Source organism: Mesorhizobium sp. M0185 (genome assembly GCF_040322175.1).
Classification (GTDB): domain Bacteria; phylum Pseudomonadota; class Alphaproteobacteria; order Rhizobiales; family Rhizobiaceae; genus Mesorhizobium.
On the sequence record NZ_JAMYSY010000005.1, the window covers coordinates 62,852 to 86,514 of the forward strand.

18 protein-coding genes are annotated in these 23,663 nt (G+C 64.7%); 7 read left to right on the plus strand and 11 right to left on the minus strand.

Going from position 1 to position 23,663, the window contains the following annotated elements:
* Positions 1 to 12: 12 nt before the first annotated feature.
* The 4 genes from hrpB to nhaA all read left to right on the plus strand — a co-directional run bounded on the left by hrpB (position 13) and on the right by nhaA (position 5,958).
* Complete coding sequence (hrpB, locus tag NKJ20_RS06035) at positions 13 to 2,631, plus strand: ATP-dependent helicase HrpB (RefSeq protein ID WP_352743066.1); 2,619 nt, start codon at positions 13 to 15, stop codon at positions 2,629 to 2,631.
* A gap of 89 nt (positions 2,632 to 2,720) precedes the next feature.
* On the plus strand, positions 2,721 to 4,046 hold the full coding sequence (locus tag NKJ20_RS06040; RefSeq protein ID WP_352448476.1) for an ActS/PrrB/RegB family redox-sensitive histidine kinase: 1,326 nt from the start codon (positions 2,721 to 2,723) through the stop codon (positions 4,044 to 4,046).
* A gap of 63 nt (positions 4,047 to 4,109) precedes the next feature.
* A complete protein-coding gene (locus tag NKJ20_RS06045) occupies positions 4,110 to 4,673 on the plus strand; it encodes an ActR/PrrA/RegA family redox response regulator transcription factor (protein ID WP_023676342.1) in 564 nt (187 codons plus the stop codon).
* Positions 4,674 to 4,764: 91 nt separating this feature from the next.
* Entirely contained in the window at positions 4,765 to 5,958 is a 1,194-nt protein-coding gene (gene nhaA / locus NKJ20_RS06050) for a Na+/H+ antiporter NhaA (protein ID WP_352454677.1), read from the plus strand.
* 17 nt (positions 5,959 to 5,975) lie between these two features.
* Here the strand turns inward: nhaA and NKJ20_RS06055 are convergent, their stop codons facing one another.
* From NKJ20_RS06055 to NKJ20_RS06085, 7 genes are all read right to left on the minus strand, one after another.
* Complete coding sequence (locus NKJ20_RS06055) at positions 5,976 to 7,403, minus strand: gamma-aminobutyraldehyde dehydrogenase (protein WP_352743068.1); 1,428 nt, start codon at positions 7,401 to 7,403, stop codon at positions 5,976 to 5,978.
* Positions 7,404 to 7,428: 25 nt separating this feature from the next.
* Positions 7,429 to 8,244 (minus strand): ABC transporter permease, encoded by an 816-nt coding sequence (locus NKJ20_RS06060; protein WP_023676345.1) that lies wholly within the window; start codon positions 8,242 to 8,244, stop codon positions 7,429 to 7,431.
* On the minus strand, positions 8,234 to 9,184 hold the full coding sequence (locus NKJ20_RS06065) for an ABC transporter permease (protein ID WP_352448480.1): 951 nt from the start codon (positions 9,182 to 9,184) through the stop codon (positions 8,234 to 8,236). The genes NKJ20_RS06060 and NKJ20_RS06065 overlap by 11 nt, the downstream gene beginning before the upstream one ends.
* Positions 9,185 to 9,198: 14 nt before the next feature.
* On the minus strand, positions 9,199 to 10,194 hold the full coding sequence (locus NKJ20_RS06070) for an ABC transporter ATP-binding protein (RefSeq protein WP_352448481.1): 996 nt from the start codon (positions 10,192 to 10,194) through the stop codon (positions 9,199 to 9,201).
* Between the two features lie 189 nt (positions 10,195 to 10,383).
* The gene (locus tag NKJ20_RS06075) at positions 10,384 to 11,538 is read right to left on the minus strand and encodes an ABC transporter substrate-binding protein (RefSeq protein ID WP_352448482.1); all 1,155 of its coding nucleotides are present in this window, start codon (positions 11,536 to 11,538) and stop codon (positions 10,384 to 10,386) included.
* Between the two features lie 255 nt (positions 11,539 to 11,793).
* Positions 11,794 to 12,720 (minus strand): LysR family transcriptional regulator, encoded by a 927-nt coding sequence (locus NKJ20_RS06080; protein WP_352743071.1) that lies wholly within the window; start codon positions 12,718 to 12,720, stop codon positions 11,794 to 11,796.
* A gap of 78 nt (positions 12,721 to 12,798) precedes the next feature.
* Positions 12,799 to 13,575 (minus strand): DeoR/GlpR family DNA-binding transcription regulator, encoded by a 777-nt coding sequence (locus NKJ20_RS06085; RefSeq protein ID WP_352743073.1) that lies wholly within the window; start codon positions 13,573 to 13,575, stop codon positions 12,799 to 12,801.
* A gap of 435 nt (positions 13,576 to 14,010) precedes the next feature.
* Between NKJ20_RS06085 and NKJ20_RS06090 the strand changes: the two genes are divergently transcribed.
* Both NKJ20_RS06090 and NKJ20_RS06095 read left to right on the plus strand, forming a co-directional pair.
* Positions 14,011 to 14,895: a phosphotransferase gene (locus NKJ20_RS06090; RefSeq protein WP_352743193.1), complete on the plus strand. Its 885-nt coding sequence runs from the start codon at positions 14,011 to 14,013 to the stop codon at positions 14,893 to 14,895.
* The gene (locus tag NKJ20_RS06095) at positions 14,892 to 17,345 is read left to right on the plus strand and encodes a GcvT family protein (protein WP_352743075.1); all 2,454 of its coding nucleotides are present in this window, start codon (positions 14,892 to 14,894) and stop codon (positions 17,343 to 17,345) included. Before NKJ20_RS06090 ends, NKJ20_RS06095 begins: the two co-directional genes overlap by 4 nt.
* Before the next feature lie 18 nt (positions 17,346 to 17,363).
* On the opposite strand, the gene NKJ20_RS06100 is transcribed toward NKJ20_RS06095, so the two are convergent.
* Positions 17,364 to 17,996 (minus strand): class I SAM-dependent DNA methyltransferase, encoded by a 633-nt coding sequence (locus NKJ20_RS06100; RefSeq protein WP_352448485.1) that lies wholly within the window; start codon positions 17,994 to 17,996, stop codon positions 17,364 to 17,366.
* A gap of 103 nt (positions 17,997 to 18,099) precedes the next feature.
* Here NKJ20_RS06100 and NKJ20_RS06105 point away from each other — a divergent pair, with 103 nt between their 5' ends.
* Positions 18,100 to 19,002: a phosphotransferase gene (locus NKJ20_RS06105; protein ID WP_352591155.1), complete on the plus strand. Its 903-nt coding sequence runs from the start codon at positions 18,100 to 18,102 to the stop codon at positions 19,000 to 19,002.
* On the opposite strand, the gene NKJ20_RS06110 is transcribed toward NKJ20_RS06105, so the two are convergent.
* From NKJ20_RS06110 to ilvD, 3 genes are all read right to left on the minus strand, one after another.
* On the minus strand, positions 18,999 to 19,919 hold the full coding sequence (locus NKJ20_RS06110; protein WP_352591158.1) for a DMT family transporter: 921 nt from the start codon (positions 19,917 to 19,919) through the stop codon (positions 18,999 to 19,001). The two genes, NKJ20_RS06105 and NKJ20_RS06110, sit on opposite strands and share 4 nt — an antisense overlap.
* 218 nt (positions 19,920 to 20,137) lie before the next feature.
* Complete coding sequence (locus NKJ20_RS06115) at positions 20,138 to 21,412, minus strand: amidohydrolase family protein (protein ID WP_352743078.1); 1,275 nt, start codon at positions 21,410 to 21,412, stop codon at positions 20,138 to 20,140.
* 232 nt (positions 21,413 to 21,644) lie between these two features.
* Positions 21,645 to 23,489, minus strand: a complete 1,845-nt coding sequence (gene ilvD / locus NKJ20_RS06120) for a dihydroxy-acid dehydratase (protein WP_352743079.1) — start codon at positions 23,487 to 23,489, stop codon at positions 21,645 to 21,647.
* Positions 23,490 to 23,663 lie beyond the last annotated feature (174 nt).

Below are 23,663 nucleotides of genomic sequence, written 5' to 3' on the forward strand. Positions count from 1 at the left end.
CAGCATAGCACAATGACGACAAAACCCTTGCCGGACCTGCCGGTCTCCGTTGTCTTGCCGGCGCTCAATGAAACGCTGAGCCATGGTAACAGCGCCGTGCTGGTGGCGCCGCCCGGTGCCGGCAAGACGACGCTGGTTCCACTGGCGCTGCTCGACGCTGAATGGCTCGGCGCCGGAAAGATCATCCTGCTCGAGCCGCGCCGCCTCGCCGCCCGCGCTGCCGCCCGCCGCATGGCCGAATTGCTCGGCCAAGAGCCCGGCGAAACCGTCGGCTATGCCATGCGCATGGAAAACCGCAGTTCCGCAAAGACCAGGATTCTCGTCGTCACCGAAGGCGTGCTGTCCCGCATGATCCTCGACGACCCGGAACTGCCTGGTGTCGCGGCGGTGCTATTCGACGAGTTCCACGAACGCTCGCTCGACGGCGATTTCGGGTTGGCGCTGGCGCTCGACGTGCAAGGTGCGCTGAGGCCCGATCTCAGATTGCTGGTGATGTCGGCAACGCTCGACGGCGCGCGTGTCGCAAAATTGCTGTCCGGCACGCCGGTGATCGAGAGCGCAGGCCGCGCCTTCCCGGTCGACATCCGCTATGACGAGCGGCCGGCCGGCGTCACCATCGAGGACGCCATGGCCAAGGCGATCCGCTCGGCGCTTGCCGGGGAGGAGGGCAGCGTGCTCGCTTTCCTGCCCGGCCAGCGCGAGATCGAGCGCACCGCCGAGCGGCTGGCGGGCAAGGTCGGCGCCGATACCGACATCGTGCCGCTCTATGGTATGCTCGACAACAAGGCGCAGGACGCTGCGATCAAGCCGGCGCCGCTCGGCCGCCGCAAGGTCGTGCTGGCGACGTCGATCGCCGAAACCTCCATCACCATCGACGGTGTGCGCGTCGTCATCGATTCCGGCCTGTCGCGGCTGCCGCGCTATGAGCCGGCGAGCGGCCTGACGCGGCTGGAGACGGTAGGTGCTTCCCGCGCTTCCGCCGACCAGCGCGCCGGCCGTGCCGGGCGCACGCAGCCGGGCGTCGCCATCCGGTTGTGGCGGGCCGAGCAGACGGCGGCCCTGCCGGCCTTCACGCCGCCGGAAATCCTCGAGGCCGATCTTTCCGGCCTGTTGCTCGATAGCGCGGCGTTCGGCGTCGCCGATCCGACCAGCCTGTCCTTCCTCGACCCCCCGCCGGCTCCGGCGCTCACCGAGGCGAGGGTACTGCTACGTGCGCTCGATGCTGTCGATGCGGCAGGACGCCTGACGGATGCCGGTGCCGCGATGCGCAGGCTGGCGCTACCGGTGCGGCTCGCCCACATGGTCGCCGAGGCGGCAAGGACCGGAGAGGCGCTCGAGGCGGCGATGCTCGCCGTATTGTTGACCGAGCGTGGCCTTGGCGGCGATGGTGCCGATCTCGAACGGCGGCTGCTGCGCTTTCGCGCCGAAAGATCGCCGCGCGCCACCGCCGCCCGGCAGCTGGCTGAGAGGCTGGCAAAGCAGGCTTCACCCTCCCCCTCGAGGGGAGGGTCGGCGAGCGAGCCGAGCGCAGCGAGACGAGGGAGACGGGGCGGGGTCGTCGATGGCGTGCCCGAACCGACCCCACCCCGATCCGCTACGCGGATCGACGCGCCGGGGCGAGCCACGGGTCTCGCCCGTCCTTCCGACCCGCTCAAGGGGGAGGGCAGCACAGCCGGCGCTCTCCTCATCCATGCCTGGCCGGATCGGGTCGCCAAAGCGCGCGGCGAGCGTGGCCGCTTCGTGCTTGCCAACGGCTCGGGCGCCATGCTCGACGCCTCCGATCCGCTGGCCGGCGAGACCTGGCTCGTCGTCGCCGACCTGCAGGGCAAGGCACAGAACGCCCGCATCACCGCAGCGGCAGCCATCGATGAGGCCGACATCCGCACTGCGCTGGCGGAAAAGATCGAGACCCGCCGCGAGGTGAGCTTCGATCGCGACAGGCGCGCGGTGCGGGTGCGCGAAACGGTTCGCCTCGGCGCCATCACGCTGTCCGAACGCATGCTGCCGGCGCCGACCGGAGCCGACGCGGATCGCGCCATCCTCGACGCCTTGCACGAACACGGCCTGTCCCTGTTGCCGTGGAACAGGGAGGCGGAGATGTTGCGGCAGCGGCTCGGCTGGCTGCATCGCGGCCTCGGCGTGCCATGGCCCGATGTCTCCGATGCCGCGCTCGTCGAGCGCCTCGACGACTGGCTGCTGCCGTTCCTTTCCGGCGCGGCATCCTTTGCGGCAATCGATCCCAGCGTGCTTTCGCAAGGCCTGATGACGCTGGTGCCGCACGAATTGCAGCGCAAGATCGACACATTGGCGCCGACCCATTTCGACGCGCCGTCGGGCAGCCGGCTGCCGATCCGCTATGACGGCGAATGGCCGGTGCTGGCGATCCGCGTGCAGGAACTGTTCGGCTTCGACCGGCATCCGGCGATCGCCAACGGCACTGTGCCGCTGACGCTCGAATTGCTGTCGCCGGCTCACCGGCCGATCCAGACGACGCGCGACCTGCCCGGCTTCTGGCGCGGCTCCTGGGCCGATGTGCGGGCAGAGATGCGCGGCCGCTATCCCAGGCATGTCTGGCCGGAGAACCCGCTTCTCGCCGCCGCCACCAGCCGCGCCAAGCCGCGCGGTACCTGATGCTTCCAGACTGTCATCCCGAACCGAGGGCCGGCTTCGGCGGTTTTCGGAAAAGACCTCCGACTGTTTCCCCTCTATAATCACTGGCCATGATAAACATCCTGCACGCACCCGACTTCCAGCAAAGCCAGCGGCTGCGCCTCAACACGCTGATCAGGTTGCGCTGGCTTGCCATCGTCGGCCAGAGCCTGACCGTGCTTGTCGTCGCTTACGGGCTGAAATTTCCGCTGCCGGTCAGCATGTGTTTTGCGCTGATCGCCTGTTCGGCCTGGATGAACCTTTTGCTGACCTTCCGCTATCCGGCGGCGCATCGGCTTACCCCGTTCTCGGCCTTCGCCATCCTGACCTTCGACAGCCTGCAGCTTGCCGGCCTGCTCTACATGACCGGCGGACTCACCAATCCGTTTTCGCTGCTGATGACCGTGCCCGTCGTCGTCTCGGCGACGTCGCTGCCGCTGCGGCTGACCGCCATGCTCGGCGCGCTGGTGATCGTGGCGGCGACGCTGCTGGTCTTTTACCACCTGCCGCTGCCATGGCATGAGGGCGCGCCATTGGCGATGCCGTTCATCTATGTCGCAGGCATGTGGATGGCGGTGTTCTGCTCCATCGCCTTTACCGCGATCTATGCCTTCCGGGTGGCCGAGGAGGCGCGGCTGCTTGCCAACGCGCTTGCCGCCACGGAATTGGTGTTGCAGCGAGAGCAGCATCTCTCTGCCCTCGACGGCCTCGCCGCGGCCGCCGCGCACGAGCTCGGCACACCGCTCGCCACCATCACACTTGTCGCCAAGGAAATGGAGAAGGCGCTTGGCGAAGATCCGAAATACGGCGAGGACGTGAAGCTGCTGCGTTCGCAGAGCGAGCGCTGCCGCGAAATCCTGAAGCGCCTGACCAGCCTGTCCTCCGAGAGCGAGGTGCACCTCTCGCGCCTGCCGCTGACCTCGCTGGTCGAGGAGGTGACGGCGCCGCACCGCGATTTCGGCATTTCGATCAAGCTTCGGCCGGGCGAGCGCATCGGCCCGGAACCGGTGGGCCGGCGCAATCCCGGCGTCATTTACGGCCTTGGCAATCTGGTCGAGAACGCGGTCGACTTCGCCCGCAACAGCGTGACAGTGCGCTGGAACTGGAATGAGGCCGCCGTCAGCTTCTCGATCATCGACGACGGGCCGGGCTTTCCACCGGAGATCATCGACCGTATCGGCGAACCCTATATGTCGACGCGACAAGGCACCGAAGCCGGCGGCGGCCTCGGCCTCGGCCTATTCATCGCCAAGACCTTGCTCGAACGCTCCGGCGCGACGCTCGATTTCCGCAATTCAAGCGAGCCCGGCGAGGGCGCTATCGTGCAGATATCGTGGCCGCGCAGCGTCTTCCTCAATCCCGAGCAGGCTTCGGCCACCATGTTCGACACGGCCTAAATTGGACAATAGCGTTGCGAAACTATATTTGCGTAAAAATCAGGCAGCAGGATTTTCAGCACGATGAGTACTGACGAAACAATTGGCGCAATGGTCGAAGGCGAGGATACCTCGCTGCTGATCGTGGACGACGACAAGCCATTCCTGACGCGGCTTGCCCGCGCCATGGAAACCAGGGGTTTCGTGGTCGAGACGGCGGAGAGCGTCGAGGAGGCGGTTGCCAAGGCGCGCGCCAATCCGCCGGCCTATGCGGTGGTCGACATGCGGCTGGCCGACGGCAACGGCCTCGACGTCGTCGCCGCGATTCGCGAGAAGCGCGACGATGCCCGCGCCATCATCCTCACCGGCTACGGCAACATTGCCACCGCGGTGACGGCGGTAAAGCTCGGCGCCATCGACTATCTGTCGAAGCCGGCCGATGCCGATGATATTTTTGCCGCCCTGACCCGCACCGCGGGCGAACGCGCAGCGCCGCCAGAAAATCCAATGTCGGCCGATCGCGTGCGCTGGGAACACATCCAGCGCGTCTACGAAATGTGCGACCGCAACGTCTCGGAAACCGCACGCCGCCTGAACATGCATCGCCGCACGCTGCAACGCATCCTCGCCAAGCGCGCGCCGCGCTAAAGGGCTCTCATTACAGGCTTGCCCGGCCAGCGCTGTTTGCGCATCATCGCTTGGCGGTGTCGGACCTTGCCGCTGATACGACGGAGGCGACATGCAGGACGAAAAGCGGCTGGTCTCCATGCTGCGCGAATTCCTCGACAGCGAGGCGGCCGGCGGCCTCATCCTGATGGCTGCGGCGGCCTTGGCCCTGATCGTCGCCAATTCGCCGCTGGGCGAGGCTTATTTCTCCGCCCTCCATGCCTATCTCGGACCGCTCAGCGTCTCGCACTGGATCAATGACGGCCTGATGGCGGTGTTCTTCCTGCTGGTCGGCCTCGAGATCAAGCGCGAAATGCTTGACGGCCAGCTGTCGACCTGGCCGCGCCGCGTGCTGCCCGGCATCGCCGCCGCCGGCGGCATGGCAGCGCCGGCACTGGTCTACGTCGCCATCAACCGCAACAATCCAGCCGCTCTGTCCGGCTGGGCGATCCCAACCGCCACCGATATCGCCTTTGCGCTCGGCGTGCTGTCGCTGCTCGGCAGCCGCGTCCCGGGCTCGCTGAAGATATTCCTCACGGCGCTCGCCATCATCGACGATCTCGGCGCGGTGCTCATCATCGCGGTGTTCTATACCAGCGGCCTCTCGCTCGCCTATCTCGGCGCCGCCTTCGCCGTGATCGCGCTGCTGGTGGTGCTCAACCGCATGCGGGTGCTGACGCTGCTGCCGTACATCTTGCTCGGCATCGTTCTGTGGGTTTTGGTGCTCAAATCGGGCGTCCATGCGACGCTCGCCGGCGTCGCGCTGGCCCTCACCATACCGCTGAAGATATCGCCGGGCAGCGGCCATGATCTCGACCATTCGCCGCTGCACCGGCTCGAACACGGCCTGCACAAAGTCGTCGCCTTTTTCGTCATCCCGATTTTCGGCTTTGCCAACGCCGGCGTCTCGCTCGCCGGTCTCAGCGCTGCCGCCCTGGCCGAGCCGCTGACGCTCGGCGTCGCCGCCGGCCTCGTCTTGGGCAAGCTGGTCGGCGTGTTCGGGTCTTCCGCGCTTGCCATCCGGCTTGGCTTCGCCGATCTGCCGGTCAATGCCGGCTGGCTGCACATGGTCGGCATTTCGCTGCTCTGTGGCATCGGTTTCACCATGAGCCTGTTCATCGGCCTGCTCGCCTTCGCCAGCGACGCCGCCCTGCAGGACGCGGTCAAGGTCGGCATCCTCGCCGGCTCCTTCATCGCCGCGCTCCTCGGCGCCGCTGTGCTGCTGGTGGCGCCGGCCGCAGGCGAGGCGGAGGAGGCGGAAGAATAGGCGTCTCCTCGCGGGCGCTACCCGTGAGCGACCATGACGTGGCGGACGGCGGTATAGTCCTCCAGCGCGTAGAGCGACATGTCCTTGCCGTAGCCGGATTGTTTTAACCCGCCATGCGGCATCTCGTTGGTCAGCATGAAATGGGTATTGATCCAGGTGCAGCCATATTGCAGCCGGGCCGCCGTCGCCATGGCGCGCGAAACATCCTTGGTCCACACCGACGACGCCAGGCCGTAGTCAGAGTCATTGGCCCAGTTCACCGCTTCGTCGACTTCGGAAAAGCGGGTGACCGAGACCACCGGACCGAACACTTCGCGGCGCACGATCTCGTCCTCCTGCAGCGCGCCGGCGACGACGGTCGGCTGGTAGAAGAAGCCGGAGCCCTCGCCCGGCTTGCCGCCCGTGGTGATCTCGATGTGCTTGAGCTCAGAGGCGCGCTCGACGAAGCTCGAGACGCGGTCGCGCTGGCGACGCGAGATCAGCGGGCCGATCTCGTTTTCGGTATCGTCAGGACGATCATACTTGATGGTCGAGACGGCAGCGGAGAGGTCGGCGACGAGCTTGTCGTAGATCTTCTTGCCGGCGTAGATGCGGCAGGCGGCGGTGCAGTCCTGGCCGGCATTGTAATAGCCGAAGGCGCGCAGGCCGTTGACCACCGCGCCGAGATCGGCGTCGTCGAAGACGATGACCGGCGCCTTGCCGCCGAGCTCGAGATGCGTGCGCTTGACCGATTTGGCGGCAGCCTGCAGCACCTTCTTGCCGGTGGCGACGTCGCCGGTGATCGAGATCATGTTGACCTTCGGGTGGTTGATCAGCGTGTTGCCGACGCTGTCGCCGCGACCGAGCACGACGTTGACGACGCCTTCCGGCAGGATCTCGGCAAGGATTTTCGCCAGCTTCAGCGCGGTCAGCGGCGTCTGTTCCGACGGCTTGAAGACGACGGTGTTGCCGCCGGCAATCGCCGGCGCCAGCTTCCAGGCCATCATCATCAGCGGATAGTTCCACGGCGCGATCGACGCGACAACGCCGATGGCGTCGCGGCGGACCATCGAGGTGTGGCCGGGAATGTATTCGCCGGCGACCTGGCCGGGCATCGAGCGGACCGCGCCGGCAAAGAAGCGGTAGCAGTCGACGATCGCCGGGATCTCGTCATTGAGCACGGCATTGATCGGCTTGCCACAGTTCAGCGCCTCGAGCGCCGCGAAATCCTGTGCAGCAGCCTCGATGCGATCGGCGATCTTCAGGAGATAGCCGGCGCGCTGCGCCGGTGTTGTGCGGGACCAGGTGACGAAGGCTTTTTCGGCAGCAAGCACGGCCGCCTCGATCTGCGCTGGGCTGGCCTCAGGCAGATTGAGGATGGTCGCCCCGGTCTTCGGGTTGAGGATCGGCTCCTCGGTCTCGGTGCCTTTTTCGAATTTCGAGCCGATCAGCATCTGCTTGTCCATGGAAGTCTCTCCCTTATGAACGAGATCATTTGCCCGAACCGGCGATCTGGTCGCCGTCGCGGGTCAGGTAATAGGCAGCGAGGATGGGGAGCAGCGTCACCAGCACTACCACCATCGCCACGACATTGGTGACCGGACGCTGGCGCGGACGGATCAATTCTTCGAGCATCCAGATCGGCACCGTCTGCTGCTGGCCGGCGGTGAAGGTGGTGACGATGACCTCGTCGAAGGACAGCGCAAAGGCAAGCATGCCGCCGGCCAGCAGCGCGGTAGCGATGTTGGGCAGCACGACATGCCGAAAGGTCTGGAAACCATCGGCGCCGAGATCCATCGACGCCTCGATCATCGAGCCGGACGTGCGGCGGAAACGGGCGACCGCGTTGTTGTAGACGACGACCACGCAGAAGGTGGCGTGGCCGAGCACGATCGTCCAGAACGAGAACGGGATTTCGGCCAGCGCGAAGGCCGAGCGCAGCGCGATGCCGGTGATGATGCCGGGCAGCGCGATCGGCAGGATGACCAGCAGCGAGATGGTTTCGCGGCCGAAGAATTTTGTGCGGGACACGGCGGCTGCGCACAGCGTGCCGAGGATCAGAGCGATGGCAGTCGAGATCGCCGCGACCCGCACAGACAATGACAGCGCCTGCCAGACGTCGGGGCGGTTCCAGGTGACGGCGAACCATTGCGTGGTCAGGCCCGGCGGCGGCCAGACGAAGCTCTTCTCCTCGGTGGTGAAGGCATAGACGAAGATCAGCAGGATCGGCAGGTGCAGAAAGAGCAGGCCGCCGGTGGCAGCGAGCTTCAGGCCGATCGGCGCAGATGGGCCACGGTCAGAGCGCATCGAAAGCCCCCATGCGCTTGGCGCCCCAGAGATAGAAGCCCATGATGACGATGGGCACCACGGTAAAGGCGGCGGCGAGCGGGATGTTGCCGGCGGTGCCTTGCTGCGAATAGACGGCCTGGCCGATGAACAGCCGCGAGGTGCCGATGATCTGAGGAATGATGTAGTCGCCGAGCGTCAGCGAGAAGGTGAAGATCGAGCCGGCAACGATGCCGGGCAGCGCCAGCGGGAACAGCACGTTGCCGAAGGTCTGGCCGGGCGAGGCGCCGAGATCGGACGAAGCCTCGACCAAATTGCCCGGCACGCGCTCGAGTGCGGCCTGCACCGGCAGGATCATGAATGGCAGCCAGACATAGACGAAGACGACGAAGGTGCCGGTTGAGGAGACCGACAATGAGTTGCCGCCGACGATCGGCAGCGATAGCCAGGCATCAAGCAGCCAGAGAAGATGCAATTTGGCCAGCAGCCATGTCAGGATGCCTTCCTTGGCCAGGATCAGCTTCCAGGCATAGATCTTGACCAGGTAGCTCGACCACAGCGGCAGCATGACGCCGAGATAAAACAGCGCCTTCCAACGGCCACGCGCATAGCGCGCCGCGTAATAGGCGATGGGAAAGGCGATGACCGCCGCAGCCAGCGTCACCAGCGCCGCCATCGTCACCGTGCGCAGGATGATGTCGAGATTGGCGGCCTGCAGCAGGTCGCCATAAGTCTTCAGCGTGAACTCGCGGTTGATGAGGCCGGAGAACTCATCGATCGAAAAGAAGCTCTGCAAAAGCAGCGCAAACAGCGAGCCGATATAGACGATGCCGAGCCAAAGAACCGGGGGTAGCAGCATCAGGAGCAGCAAGAATTGCGGCCGGCGCCAGAAGAGATCGGAGAGCCCGCCGCGTACGCCGCCACTACCCGGCAGGATGGCGGGGGCCGTGGCCCGCGGCATGGCAGCGTCCAGGCTCATCCTGGCTCGTCCATCAGATGCAAATGCTCGCGGTTGAAGGTGAGCACCACCGCCTCGCCTTCCCGGGGCAAGGCAGCACCCGCCGGCACGATGGCATGCAGCCGCAAGCCCTCTGCATCGAGCGCCAGTCTTGTCGTGGCGCCGAGATAGTTGGTCGAGACCAGGCGGGCGGCAACCCCTTCGCCGTTGGCCCGGCCAATACGGATGGATTCGGGCCGCAGGCTGCCCCAGCGATGCTGGCCGGCATAGCGCTGGACGAAATCCGGCGGCAGCACGTTGGACGAGCCGACGAAATCGGCGACGAAGCGGGTCTTGGGGCGCTGGTAGATGTCTTCCGGCGTGCCGATCTGCATGATCTTGCCGTCATTGAAGACGGCCACGCGGTCGGCCATCGACAGCGCTTCGCCCTGGTCGTGGGTGACGAACACGAAGGTGATGCCGAGCGCCTTCTGCAGCGATTTCAACTCCTCCTGCATGTTTTCGCGAAGCTTGAGGTCGAGGGCGCCGAGCGGCTCGTCGAGCAACAGCACCTTGGGCTGGTTGACCAGCGCACGGGCGAGCGCGACGCGCTGGCGCTGGCCGCCGGAAAGCTGGCCAGGGCGACGGGCGCCGTAGCCGGGAAGCCGCACCAGCGCCAGCGCTTCTTCCGCCGCCTTTTGCCGCTCCGGTCTGCCGACGCCCTTGACCATCAGCCCATAGGCGACGTTGTCGAGCACGTTGAGATGCGGGAACAGCGCATAATCCTGGAACACGGTGTTGACGTTGCGGCGATAGGGCGGCACGCCCTCGGCGCGTTCGCCGAAGATCGAGATCGAGCCCGCCGTCGGCTGCTCGAAACCGGCGATGAGGCGCAGGCACGTCGTCTTGCCCGAGCCGGAAGGCCCGAGCATGGCGAAGAACTCGCCCGGCACGATGTCGAGATCGACCGCGTCGACGGCACGCACGCTGCCGAAATGGCGAGAGACGTTTTGGAAGGAAACGGCGGAGGTCATGGGGCTGTCCTGATCTGTCAGGCTCATCAAATTTCAGGCGGTAGTGCTGCCTCTCATCCGCCTGCCGGCACCTTCTCCTCGTATAGTGGACGGGGAGAAGGGAGGTGCTCCAACGCTGGCGACCCCCCGTTCTTCACGGGGAGAGGGTAAGGGTGAGGGGCAGCGCCGAGCTTCGTAGGTGAGGCGAACTCACCGCCCGCCGATGACGCCGATATAGTCCGACACCCAGCGGTAATAGGGCACGCACTGGTCGTTCTGGGTGGCGCATTTCGAGACCGGCGTCTTCCAGAACTTGATCTTGTCGAAATTGTCGTACCCGTTGGTCTTGCAGCCTTCTTCGCCGAGCAGTTCGTTGCCCTTGCAGGCGGCGGGCACCACCGGCAGCGAGCCGAACCAGGCGGAGACGTCGCCCTGCACTTTTGGCGACAGCGAATGCTCCATCCACATGTAGGCGCAGTTCGGGTGGGCAGCATCGGCCTCCATCATCGTGGTATCGGCCCAGCCGGTGACGCCCTCCTCGGGGATAGTCGAGGCGACCGGCTTCTTGGCCGCGATCAGCGTGTTGACCTGGTAGGGCCAAGAACCGGAGGCGACGACGCCTTCGTTCTGGAAATCGTCGACCTGGATGGCGGCGTCGTGCCAATAGCGTCCGACCAGCGTACGCTGGACCCGCAGCAGGTCGAGCGCCGCCTTGTACTGATCCTCGGTCAGTTCGTACGGATCCTTGATGCCGAGCTCCGGTTTGTGAGCCATCAGGTAATTGGCGGCGTCGGCGATGTGGATCGGCCCGTCATAGGCCTGGACGCGGCCCTTGTTCGACTTGCCGTCGGGAAGCTTCATTTCCTCGAAGACCACGTTCCAGCTCTTCGGCGCCTCCTTGAACACTTCGGTGTTGTACATCAGCACGTTCGGCCCCCACTGATAGGGGACGCCGTAATGGACTCCGCCGACGGTGAACCAGGGCGCATCCTTCAGCCGGTCGTCGACCGTCTTCCAGCTCGGGATGAGGTCGGTGTTGATCGGCTGGACGCGCTTGCCGGCGACCAGACGCAGCGAGGCATCGCCCGAGGCGGTGACCAGGTCGAAACCGCCCTCGTTCATCAGCGAGACCATCTCGTCGGAGGTGTTAGCGGTCTTGACGTTGACCTTGCAGCCGGTTTCCTTCTCGAAGGACGTGACCCAATCATAGCCCTTGTCGGTTTCGCCGCGCTCGATATAGCCCGGCCAGGCGACGATATTGACCTCGCCTTCGCCTTTGCCGAGCTCCTTGACCTGGGCGATGGCCTGGCCGGAGAAGCTCAGCGCGACCGTTAAGGCAGTGCATGATTTCAGCAATGAATTCATCGTCGATCTCCCATTTTGCATGACCTCGAAACCGGTTTCGGGTTTCGGAAGAAGATCATGCGCCCGTTCAAAAACGTTGGATGCGCGGCTCTGAAAGCCCGATGCGAAAACTAAAAGTCTTAGAGCGTACTATGTGCGTCCAATTGGACGCACGTCGCTCTAACGGCAGCTTTGTTCCCTGACCGAAAAGTGCTGCGAAATTTCCGGTTTCGCAAATTCATTTATCAGAAAGCCGATATCGGTTTTTCCGATACGTCAGCGGCCGATCTTCTCGGGCCGTTGGCGCACCATGCGCTGCGACTGGGCAAGTCCGATGAAGTCGCGCGCCGCCTGCGGCAGGCCGGAGCCGCGCCGCCAGACCATGCCGACCTGGACGACTGGTAACGACCCCGAAATATCGCGCGATTCGATGCGGTCGCCTTCCAGCGACCATGGCCGGTAGACGAGGTCGGGCAGCAGCGCCACGCCGGCGCCGGTAGCGACGAGGCTGCGCACCGCTTCGACCGAGCGGGTGCGGAAGGCGACATGCGGCTTGGCGCCGATTGCCGTCAGCAGCTTTCCGGTGTTCTCCTCGATCTCGTCGACGGTCAGCATGATCAGCGGTTCCGAGGCGATGTCGCCGATGCCGATGATGTCGGCACCGGCCAAGGGATGGCCGAGCGGCAGCCACAGCCGATAGGCCGAGACTTCGAGGATTTCGCACTGCAGTGCCGTGCGGTCGCGCAGGTTCGAGGTGACCATGACGGCAATGTCGAGCTTGCCGCCAATTAACAGGTGCTCGAGATAGTCGCCATTGTCCTCGATCGCCGAGACCTCGACACCCGGATAGGCGCGGCGGTAGCGGGCAAGAAGATCGGAAAGCACATAGCCGGCGACCAGCGAGGTGACGCCAAGTTGCAGCCGCCCGCTTGCCGCGGCCTGTTCGCCGAAGAAGGCGCGGCGCGCATCGGAAACGTCGGCCAGGATCTTTCTCGCATGGCGCAGGAACTGGTGGCCTTTGTGGGTGATGTTCAAGCCGCGCGGGTGGCGCTCGAACAGCTCGACGCCGAGATCGTGCTCCAGCTCCTTGATCGCCTCGGTGACCGAGGATTGCGAGATCGACAGGTTCTGGGCGGCGCCCGACACTGTGCCCTGCTCGGCGACGGCGATGAAGAACTGCAATTGGCGGATGGTGAAAGCCATGGCCGGACTAAACACGGCAGAGGCGGCGCTGGGAAGTGGGTGCTGGCGCAGATCTCCCGATGGTGCTCCCGATAGAGCTCAGCCCTCGCTTCCGCCATCGGCAATGCTGAGCCGTGCGCCGGCCTGGGCAAGGGCGGCGGCGATGTCGTGCGGCGGCGGACGGTCGGTCGCGAGTTCGGAAAAGCCGCCGAAGCCGCAGACCTGAACAAGGCCCTGGCGGCCGAATTTGCTGTGGTCGGTGACGACAAGCGAACGCTGGCCGCGCGACAGCACCATGCGGGCGAATTCGGCCTCTTCCAGATCATAGTCCATGACGCCGGTGACGGCATCGACCGCACCGGTCGATATCACTGCATGGCTGACGGAAAAGCGGCTGACGAATTCGATGGCCGAGACGCCGAAGGCAGCACCGGAATCGCTGCGCAGCTCGCCGCCGGCCATGTAGACCTTATTGCCGTTGACGGTGGCCAGCGTGCGGGCGATGTCGGAGGAGTTGGTGACGACCGTCAGCCGCCGGTGGCCGAGCAGTTCCCGGGCCAGGAAAGAGGTGGTGGTGCCGGTGTCGAGCATGATCGATTCGCCGTCGCGGATGGTGGCGGCGACCATGCGCGCTATTGCCCGCTTGGCATCGGCGTTCTCGCGCATGCGCCGCTCGAACGGCGCTTCGCCGGCAATCGACGGCAGGCCGACGGCGCCGTGCATCTTGAGGATGGAACCGTCGCTGGTCAGTGGCTTGACGTCGCGGCGTACTGTCTCCAGCGAGACGCCCAGCCGGTTGGCCAGGCTCGCAATGGTCACGGTGCCTTCCTCCTTGAGGAGGCGCAGGATTTCGCCATGCCGCTTCGAGTGGACCATCGGCTCCATCCGGTCGGATTGTTGCACCGCTGACCGCTTCTACGGCATAAATGCCACTAACTCCAAGGAATTTAGCAAAATTCGGGCAAAAAACCAGAAAATACCACAATTTCGCGTTGACAACGCCTCCAGCGTGGCGCGACATTATCGCTGTGACAGGCTCGGAACGGAGGACGGAGGCTGAGCCGCACGAAAAATCGCTTGCCCGAACACCCGGGAGATCGTCGGGTGCAAGGGTACCGAAATTCAGGATCCGCGGGGGCGGATGCCGGCGTCGAAGAACCCGGCACAAAGGGGCTCGTCGGTGCGGTGCGGGATACCGATCCCGAGATCTGCACCGACGAGATCTTCGCGTTGCCTCCATTCCTCCGTCCGATTGTCATCGCTGGCCAGCCGTGACATGCGTGGAAAATTGACCCAATGTTGGACGAGATCGTGACTGTCGAAGACCGCATCCGTGCGCTGCCTTGCTGGACCGGCAGCATCGACATCGCGCCGCTGCCGGGCGGGCTGAGCAATGCCAATTATCTGGTCAAGGACGCGGCCGGGCGGCACGTCGTGCGGCTCGGCCAGGACTATCCGTTCCACCATGTCTTTCGCGAGCGCGAGATGATGACGGCGCGGGCAGCGCACGCGGCAGGCTTCGCTCCGGCCGTCCACTACACTGGACCCGGCGTCATGGTGACGGAGTATCTCGGCGCCAAGGCCTATGTCGCGCAGGACGTGCGCGCCGATCTCGGCCGCGTTGCCGCGTTGCTGCGCGGTTTCCACCGGGAGATGCCCGGTCATGTCTCCGGCGCCGGCTTCATGTTCTGGGTATTCCATGTCATTCGCGACTATGCGCGCACGCTGGAGGAAAGCCGCAGCCGCAAGCTGGGCGAACTGCCGCGCCTGCTGACGCTGGCGGACGAGCTCGAGCGCGCGCAAAAGCTGCTGCCGATCGTCTTCGGCCATAATGACCTCTTGCCGGCTAACATAATCGACGACGGTCACAGGCTGTGGCTCATCGATTTCGAATATGCAGGCTTCAACACCGCGATGTTCGACCTTGCCGGCGCGGCGTCGAATGCAGGCATGAGCGACGAGGAGTCCTTCGCCTTCCTGACCGTCTATTTCATGAAGGAGCCAGACCCGGCGATACGGCGCTCGCACGCCGCCATGCAATGCGCGTCGCTGCTGCGTGAGGCGATGTGGGGCATGGTTTCCGAGCTTTACCTCGACGCGCCCGGTGTCGACTACGCCGCCTACGCCGACGAAAACCTGGCGCGGCTCGAAGCCGCCCTGGAAAACTACAGGACAAAATACGGGACGCGGACATGACCTTGCCCGCCCAGGCCGGGATCGTCGTCATCGGCGGTGGCATCATCGGCTGTTCGACGGCCTATCATCTGGCGCGCGACCACAAGGCCGAAATCGTGCTGCTCGAACAGGGCAAACTGACCTCGGGTTCGACCTGGCATGCTGCCGGGCTGGTCGGCCAGCTACGCTCGTCGGCGTCGATCACGCGCGTGCTCAAATATTCGGTCGATCTCTACAAGGGGCTGGAAGCCGAAACCGGCCTCGCCACCGGCTGGAAGATGACTGGCTGCCTGCGCCTCGCCACCAATGCCGACCGCTGGACCGAGTATAAGCGGCTGGCAACGACGGCCAAGAGCTTCGGCATGGACATGCATCTGCTGTCGCCGGCCGAGGTCAAGGAGATGTGGCCGCTGATGGAAACCGGCGACCTCGTCGGCGCGTCCTGGCTGCCGACCGACGGTCAGGCAAGCCCTTCCGACATCACCCAGTCACTGGCCAAGGGCGCGCGCATGCATGGCGCCAAATTGTTCGAGGAGGTGCGGGTCACCGGCTTTGAAATGAGAGACGGCCGCATCACCACGGTAAAGACCAGCAAGGGCGATATCGCCTGCGACAAGGTGGTGAACTGCGCCGGGCAATGGGCGCGGCAGGTGGGTGCGCTGGCCGGCATCAACGTGCCGCTGCAGCCCGTGAAGCACCAGTACATCATCACCGAAAAGATTGATGGCCTGCCGACCGACGCGCCGACAATTCGCGACCCCGATCGCCGCACCTATTTCAAGGAGGAGGTCGGCGGGTTGGTGATGGGCGGCTACGAGCCGAACCCGCAGGCATGGACGACCGGTCTGCCGGGCGGCGATGTGCCGGACGATTGGGAGTTCCGGCTGTTCGACGATGATTACGATCATTTCGAGCAGCATATGAGCCAGGCGATCGAGCGTGTCCCGGCGCTCGCCAATGCCGGCGTCAAGCAGATGATCAACGGGCCGGAGAGCTTTACGCCGGATGGCAATTTCATCCTCGGTGTGGCGCCGGAATGCGCCAATATGTTCGTCGGCGCCGGCTTCAATGCCTTCGGCATCGCGTCCGGCGGCGGCGCCGGCTGGGTGCTGGCGCAATGGGTCGTCGATGGCGAGGCGCCGCTCGATCTGTGGGTGGTCGACATCCGCCGCTTCTCCGATCTCCACCGCGACCGGCAATGGGTCCGCGACCGCACGCTGGAAGCCTATGGCAAGCACTACACGATCGGCTTCCCGCATGAGGAATATGTCAGCGGCCGGCCGCGCATCGTGTCGCCTTTGTACGAGCGGCTGCAAAAACATCGCGCCGTGTTCGGCTCGAAACTTGGCTGGGAGCGGCCGAACTGGTTCGCGCCGGAAGGCATTGAGCCGAAGGACGTCTATTCGATGGGCCGGCAGAACTGGTTCCCGGCGGTTGGCGACGAACACCGCCACGTGCGCGAAAAGATCGGCATTTTCGACCAGTCGTCTTTTGCCAAATACGAAATGATCGGACCGGACGCGCTGAAGGCGCTGGACTGGATCTGCGCCAACGACGTCGCCAAGCCGGTCGGCCGGCTGACCTACACGCAGCTCCTCAATACGCGCGGCGGCATCGAGGCCGATTTGACCGTGGCGAGGCTCGGTGAGGAAAAATTCTACGTGGTCACCGGCACCGGTTTCCGCACGCATGATTTCTCCTGGATTGCCGATCATATCGGCAGGGAGTTCGACGTGATGCTGACCGACGTCACGGAGGATTTCGGCACATTGTCGCTGATGGGGCCGCGCGCCCGTGACGTGCTGTCAGCGGTGACCGATGCCGACGTCTCGAATGCCGCCTTTCCATTCGGCCATGTTCGCGAGATCGCCATTGCCGGTCATGCCATCCGGGCACTGCGCGTCACCTATGTCGGCGAACTCGGCTGGGAACTGCATGCGCCGATCGCGGCGACGGGCGAGGTTTTCGACGCGCTGATGACGGCGGGCGCTGTCCACGACATTCGCCCGGTCGGCTATCGGGCGCTGGAATCGCTGCGGCTGGAAAAGGGCTACCGCGCCTGGGGCGCCGACATCACGCCCAACGACACGCCGCAGGAGGCCGGCCTCGGCTGGGCGGTGAAGCTCAGGAAGAACACCGATTTCCTCGGCCGGCGGGCTCTGGAAAAGCTCGACGGCGCGGCGCTCGGGAAACGCTTTGCCGGCTTCACTGTCGATGATCCGGACGTCGTGCTGCTCGGGCGCGAGACCATCCTGCGCAACGGCGAGGCGGTCGGTTATCTCACCAGCGGCGGCTATGGCTACACCATCGGCAAGAACATCGGCTACGGCTATGTGCGCAATGCCGATGGCGTCAACGATGATTTCCTCACTTCCGGCAACTACGAGCTGGTGGTGGCAATGGAACGGACGCCGGCTAAGATACACCTCGAGCCGCTTTACGATCCGGCAGGAGCAAAGGTGAAGGCGTAGAGCCTTTCGGTTTCAGCCTCAGTTCACGATGAGCACCAGCCCCCGGCTCGGCACGGTATCGGCCTCGCCTGGCATCGAAACATAGGACGGCGTCTCTTCGGCGCGCGTGACGGTGCCTTGCGCCTCGAGATCGGCGATCCGCGCGGCAAACCCGGCATCCCACAGCGTGTTCTTCACTGTCAGCACGATCACCCCGCCCGGCCGGCAGATGCGGATCAGCTCGTCCAGACCCTCGGCCCCGACATGACCGGACGTGAAGACGCCGGCTGAGATGATCCCGGCATAGGCGTCGTCCACGAAGGGCAGCGGTCCGCCAAGCGCCAGGCAGTGCAGCGCCGAATAGACGCCCTTGCGCGCGGCTTGCGCCAGCATGCCTTCCGAGATGTCGAGCGCCTCGACCTGCGGATAACCGGTAATGGCAAGCCATTCGCCGATGAGCCCGGTGCCGGCGCCGGCATCGAGCAGAGGAGCGGCGCCGCGCGGCAGATGGCGGGCCAGCAAGGCAAGGCAGATGGTGGGATGGCGATAGCCAGCCGCCGACATGTCGGCGTCATAGGTGCCTGCCCAACTGTCGTAGAGCGCCGCGACGTCTTCCGGCCGCTTCGCCGCATAGGCTGCGGCGAGTGCGCTCTGCTGATTGCTGTCCGTCATCGCTTTCCGTCGCCTGGTATCGATCCGCAACGCGATCATAGCCAAACGGCGAAAACTGTGGAACCGTCGTGGTCCCAATAACACGGGGAAAGGAGCGAAATCCATGGCGGACGACCGGGCGCGCGCCGCACTTGCGGCCATTCCGATGCTGGCCGGCTATGACGGCCCTCTGGAACGGCTCGGCGGTCTCACCAACCTCGTCTTCAGGGGTAAGGATTTCTGCCTGCGTATCCCCGGCAAGGGCACCGAGGAATACATCAACCGCGCCAACGAGGCAGTGGCGGCGCGGGAAGCGGCGAAGGCAGGCGTCAGTCCCGAAGTGCTGCATGTCGATGCCGAGACCGGCGTGTTGGTGACCCGCTTCGTTGCCGGTGCCGAGACGATGTCACCGGAAAAGTTCAAGACTCGGCCGGGCAGCCCGGCACGCGCCGGCAAGGCCTTTCGCAAACTGCACACATCCGGCGCGGTGTTCCCCTTCCGCTTCGAGCTGTTTGCGATGATCGACGATTATCTGAAAGTGCTGTCAACCAAGGACGTCGCCCTGCCTGCCGGCTACCACGATGTGGTCCGCGAGGCGGAGGCAGTGCGCTCAGCACTTGCGGCTCAACCTCTGCCGATCGTCGCCTGCCACTGCGACCCGCTCTGCGAAAACTTTCTCGATACGGGCGACAGGATGTGGATCGTCGACTGGGAATATTCCGGCATGAACGATCCGCTCTGGGATCTCGGCGACCTCAGCGTGGAAGGGCAATTCGACGCCGCGCAGGACGAGGAGATGACGCTGGCCTATTTCGGCGGCGAGCCGAGACCGGCGGAGCGCGCCCGCATCGTCATCTACAAGGCGATGTGCGACCTGCTGTGGACGCTGTGGGGACTGATCCAGCTTGCCAACAAAAATCCGGCCGACGACTTTCGCGCCTATGCCGACGGCCGGTTTGCGCGCTGCAAGGCACTGATGGAGATGCCGGAATTTTCGCGGCATCTCGCAGCGGTGCGCCGGGGTTAATTCACACCCTTCGGAACGTTTTCGGGCGGTACCGTGTCGACCACCTTCTGGCGGTGGAAGATGAACAGGCCGGCCAGCACGACGATGGCCGAGCCGACCAGGATACGCGGCCCAGGCACATCGCCGAAGAAGGCCAGGCCGAAGACCACTGCCCACAATAGCAGGCTGTAATGCAGCGGCGCCAAGGTCGAGGCAGGGGCAAGCTTCAACGCCCGGGTGATCATCAGGTGCGCGCCGCAGGAGACGACGCCGAGAAGCAGCATGGCGCCGAAATCGAGCGATGACGGCGTCTTCCAACTGCCTATGGTCAACGCAGCGCCGACCAGCAGCGTGCCGATGGTTTGCCAGGTGACCAGCGAAGTGTCGCTGGTGCCGCGCAGCCGCCGGTTGAGGATGATGGCGAAGGCAAATGAAATGCTGCCGGCGAGCGCGAACATCGACGACAGGGAGAACGCGGCCGAGGATGGCTTCAGCATGATCAGCACGCCGCAGAAACCGACCAGGATAGCCGCCCAGCGGCGCCAGCCGACCCTTTCGCCGAGCAGGAAGTGCGACAGCGCCGCGACATAGATCGGCCCGGCCATGTAAAAACTCATCACATCGGCGAGTGGCAGATAGACGACCGCCGCGTAGAACAGCGCCGTGTCGAGCGTCGTCATCACCACGCGAAGCAGCTGCAGCTCCGGCCGCTCCATGCGAAACAGCTTGGCCGCACCCTGATGTGCAATCATCGGCCCGAGTATGAAAAACGCGCCGATCGAGCGGATCAGCACGACCTGGCCGACGGAAAAACTGGCGACCAGCCACTTGCCCATCGCGTCGTTCAGCGCAAACAGGAAGTCGCCGGCGAGCATCAGCAGGATGCCGGCCAGCAGCACGTTCATGATCGTTGAGTACTGGGCTGCGGGCTGCGCCATTCCGTTACCGGTTCTCGCCGTGGGGTACGGTGACCCGCGTCGTAGTCGCAAGCTGCGGCCATGACGAGGCGAAAATCGAGAATTCGGTAAGACCAGCGCCGGAAATCGGCTGGACTAATGCATGTCGCGCAAAAGTGTGCAGCGGTTTTGCGATAACGACACGCTTAAAAACAAGACCTTAAAGCGCGTCGCGTGGGTCCGTTCAAACGCGACGCGCTTTAAGCGTGGCGCCGGTTCACCGTGCCCGGCCTTCCGGCGATCGAAAGCCGCGTGTCCTGCCGGCTCCGCTCGCCCACCACCTTGCCTCTGGCGATGACGCAGAGGCGCTCGGGGCGCAGCCGCAGCGCTTCGACCGGATTGCCGGCATCGAGAACGACCAGGCTGGCGCGCTTGCCGACGGCCAGGCCAAGGTGATCGAGGCCCATGATGGCTGCATTGACGTTGGTGACCATGTCGAAGCAGCGCGCCATCTCGGCCGGGCTCGACATCTGCGCGACATGCAGGCCCATGAAGGCGACGTCGAGCATGTCTGCGGTGCCCAGCGAATACCAGGGGTCGAGCACGCAATCCTGGCCCCAGCCGACGCGGATGCCTTGCGCCAGCATCTCCTTGACCCGCGTCAGTCCGCGGCGCTTGGGAAAGGTGTCGTGGCGGCCCTGCAGCATGATGTTGATCAGCGGATTGGGGATCGCCGAAACGCCGGCCTCGGCAATCAGCGGCAATAGCTTCGAAACGTAGTAATTATCCATCGAATGCATCGATGTCAGGTGCGAGCCGGCCACTCTGCCCTGCAACCCGAGCCGTTGCGTCTCATAGGCAAGCTGCTCGATGTGGCGCGACAGCGGATCGTCGGTCTCGTCGCAATGCAAGTCGACCATCAGGCCGCGCTTCGCCGCGATTTCGCAGAGCTCGGTGACGGAGCGCGTACCGTCGGCCATTGTGCGCTCGAAATGCGGAATGCCGCCGACGACATCGACGCCTATGTCGAGCGCCCGGATGGTGTTGTCGCGCGCCGTCGGCGAGCGGTAAAACCCGTCCTGCGGGAAGGCGACCAGCTGCAGGTCGATATAGGGGCCAACCGTCTTCTTCACATCGAGCAGCGCCTCGACCGCCAGCAGGCGGTCGTCGCAAACATCGACATGGGTGCGGATGGCGAGCAGGCCCATCGACACCGCCCAGTCGCAATAGGCGAGCGCACGGTCGCGCACCGCTTCGTGGGTCAGAAGCGGCTTCAACTCGCCCCAAAGCGAGATGCCTTCGAGCAGCGTGCCCGAGACATTGATGCGCGGAATGCCGAGCGAAAGCGTGGCGTCCATATGGAAATGCGGATCGACGAAGGGCGGCGAGACCAGATTGCCATGGGCATCGATCGCCGTGCCGGCGCTGACGTTCAGCTCGGGCTCTATCGCTGCGATCGTTTCGCCGACGATGCCGATATCCGCGATCCTGCCGTCGGGCAGCGTCCCGCCGCGCACCACAAGGTCAAAATCCATCTAGCGCCACCTCGTTCAAAAAAGCCGTTTCTTTCCATGCAGCCGTGCTGCCGCAAGGCACAACCTTCAGGCGCGGCCCTTCCCTTCTCCCCTTGTGGAAGAAGGTAGCCGCGAAGCGGCCGGATGAGGGGTGTTCCAGCTTGGCGCCGACGACACTCCGTCCAGCACCCCTCAACCGTCTTGGCGCTGCGCGCCAATCCACCTTCTCCCAGAAGGGGAGAAGGAAAAGCCTCTATTCCGGCACGTACCGCACCGCCCCCTTGGCGGCACTTGTCGCCATCGCCGCATAGGCGCGCAAGGCCGTCGTCACCTTGCGCTTGCGCTTTTCTTCGGGCTTCCAGGCAGCCGTTCCCCTGGCCTCCATCGCGGCGCGACGGGCGATGAGTTCGGCGTCGTCGACAGCAAGCCTGATGGTGCGGTTGGGGATATCGATCTCGATCGTGTCGCCTTCCCTGACCAGCCCGATCAGACCGCCTTCCGCGGCTTCCGGCGAGACATGGCCGATCGACAGGCCGGAGGTGCCGCCGGAAAAACGACCGTCGGTGATCAGTGCGCAGGCTTTGCCGAGGCCTTTCGACTTCAAATAGCTGGTCGGGTAGAGCATTTCCTGCATGCCGGGTCCGCCGCGTGGCCCTTCATAGCGGATGACGACGACATCGCCGGCCTTGATCTCGTTCGACAGGATCGCCTTGACGCTGGCGTCCTGACTTTCGAACACTCTTGCCGGACCGGTGAATTTCAGGATCGATTCATCGACGCCCGCCGTCTTCACGATGCAGCCATCGAGTGCCAGATTGCCTTTCAGCACGGCAAGGCCGCCATCCCTGGAGAAAGGATGTTCGGCCGAGCGGATGACGCCCTTCTCGCGGTCGAGATCGAGATCGTCCCAGCGGCGGTCCTGGCTGAACGCGACTTGCGTCGGCACGCCGCCGGGTGCCGCCAGGAAGAAATCGCGGACATTCTGGCTGGTGGTGCGCGAAATGTCCCAATGATCGAGCGCTTCGCCGAGGCTTGCGGTGTGCACCGTCGGCAGGTCGCGGTTGATCAGCCCGGCGCTATCCAACTGGCCGAGGATGGCCATGATGCCGCCGGCGCGATGGACATCCTCCATGTGGACGTCAGCCTTGGCCGGAGCCACCTTGCACAGCACCGGCACCCGCCGCGACAGCCGGTCGATATCCTCCATGGTGAAGTCGACCTCGCCCTCATGTGCCGCGGCGAGGATGTGCAGGACCGTGTTGGTCGAGCCGCCCATGGCGATGTCGAGCGTCATGGCGTTCTCGAAGGCGCCCTTCGAGGCGATGCTGCGCGGCAGCGCGGTGTCATCGTCCTGCTCGTAATAGCGCTGGGCGAGATCGACGATCAGATGACCGGCCTCGACAAACAGCCGCTTGCGGTCGGCGTGCGTGGCCAACGTCGAGCCGTTGCCGGGCAGCGAGAGGCCGAGCGCCTCGGTCAGGCAGTTCATCGAATTGGCGGTGAACATGCCGGAGCAGGAGCCACAGGTCGGACAGGCCGAGCGCTCGATGATCCTGACGTCCTCGTCGGACACCTTGTCGTCGGCGGCTGCGACCATGGCGTCGACCAGGTCAAGCGCCTGGGTCTTGCCGGCGAGCACCACCTTGCCGGCCTCCATCGGCCCGCCGGAGACGAAGACGGTCGGGATGTTGAGGCGCAGCGACGCCATCAGCATGCCGGGCGTGATCTTGTCGCAATTCGAGATGCAGACCATCGCGTCGGCGCAGTGCGCGTTGACCATGTATTCGACCGAGTCGGCGATCAATTCGCGCGACGGCAGCGAATAGAGCATGCCGTCATGGCCCATGGCGATGCCGTCATCGACGGCAATGGTGTTGAACTCCTTGGCAACGCCGCCGGCTTTTTCGATCTCGCGGGCAACCAGCTGGCCGAGATCCTTCAAATGGACATGGCCCGGCACGAATTGGGTGAAGGAATTGACCACGGCAATGATCGGCTTGCCGAAATCCGAATCCTTCATGCCGGTAGCGCGCCACAGGCCGCGGGCGCCGGCCATGTTGCGGCCATGGGTGGTGGTGCGGGAACGGTAGGCGGGCATTGAACTGTCCTTGCTGTCTGCGTCGCGCCCAAAGGTGCGGAAAACCGGAATTGAGCCGCAGGCCTTATAGACGGCACACTCTGGTCTGGCCACAATTTTGCGCTGCGCCAGGATGCGGAACGAGCGGCCAGCCAAAGACGCAGCCGGTCCAGGCCGTAAAAAAGTCAGAAGCGC

Coding starts and splice junctions, on each gene's coding strand:
- hrpB (WP_352743066.1), top strand. CDS start 13: ATGACGACAAAACCCTTGCCGGACCTGCCGGTCTCCGTTGTCTTGCCG.
- NKJ20_RS06040 (WP_352448476.1), top strand. CDS start 2,721: ATGATAAACATCCTGCACGCACCCGACTTCCAGCAAAGCCAGCGGCTG.
- NKJ20_RS06045 (WP_023676342.1), top strand. CDS start 4,110: ATGAGTACTGACGAAACAATTGGCGCAATGGTCGAAGGCGAGGATACC.
- nhaA (WP_352454677.1), top strand. CDS start 4,765: ATGCAGGACGAAAAGCGGCTGGTCTCCATGCTGCGCGAATTCCTCGAC.
- NKJ20_RS06055 (WP_352743068.1), bottom strand. CDS start 7,403: ATGGACAAGCAGATGCTGATCGGCTCGAAATTCGAAAAAGGCACCGAG.
- NKJ20_RS06060 (WP_023676345.1), bottom strand. CDS start 8,244: ATGCGCTCTGACCGTGGCCCATCTGCGCCGATCGGCCTGAAGCTCGCT.
- NKJ20_RS06065 (WP_352448480.1), bottom strand. CDS start 9,184: ATGCCGCGGGCCACGGCCCCCGCCATCCTGCCGGGTAGTGGCGGCGTA.
- NKJ20_RS06070 (WP_352448481.1), bottom strand. CDS start 10,194: ATGACCTCCGCCGTTTCCTTCCAAAACGTCTCTCGCCATTTCGGCAGC.
- NKJ20_RS06075 (WP_352448482.1), bottom strand. CDS start 11,538: ATGAATTCATTGCTGAAATCATGCACTGCCTTAACGGTCGCGCTGAGC.
- NKJ20_RS06080 (WP_352743071.1), bottom strand. CDS start 12,720: ATGGCTTTCACCATCCGCCAATTGCAGTTCTTCATCGCCGTCGCCGAG.
- NKJ20_RS06085 (WP_352743073.1), bottom strand. CDS start 13,575: ATGGTCCACTCGAAGCGGCATGGCGAAATCCTGCGCCTCCTCAAGGAG.
- NKJ20_RS06095 (WP_352743075.1), top strand. CDS start 14,892: ATGACCTTGCCCGCCCAGGCCGGGATCGTCGTCATCGGCGGTGGCATC.
- NKJ20_RS06100 (WP_352448485.1), bottom strand. CDS start 17,996: ATGACGGACAGCAATCAGCAGAGCGCACTCGCCGCAGCCTATGCGGCG.
- NKJ20_RS06105 (WP_352591155.1), top strand. CDS start 18,100: ATGGCGGACGACCGGGCGCGCGCCGCACTTGCGGCCATTCCGATGCTG.
- NKJ20_RS06110 (WP_352591158.1), bottom strand. CDS start 19,919: ATGGCGCAGCCCGCAGCCCAGTACTCAACGATCATGAACGTGCTGCTG.
- NKJ20_RS06115 (WP_352743078.1), bottom strand. CDS start 21,412: ATGGATTTTGACCTTGTGGTGCGCGGCGGGACGCTGCCCGACGGCAGG.
- ilvD (WP_352743079.1), bottom strand. CDS start 23,489: ATGCCCGCCTACCGTTCCCGCACCACCACCCATGGCCGCAACATGGCC.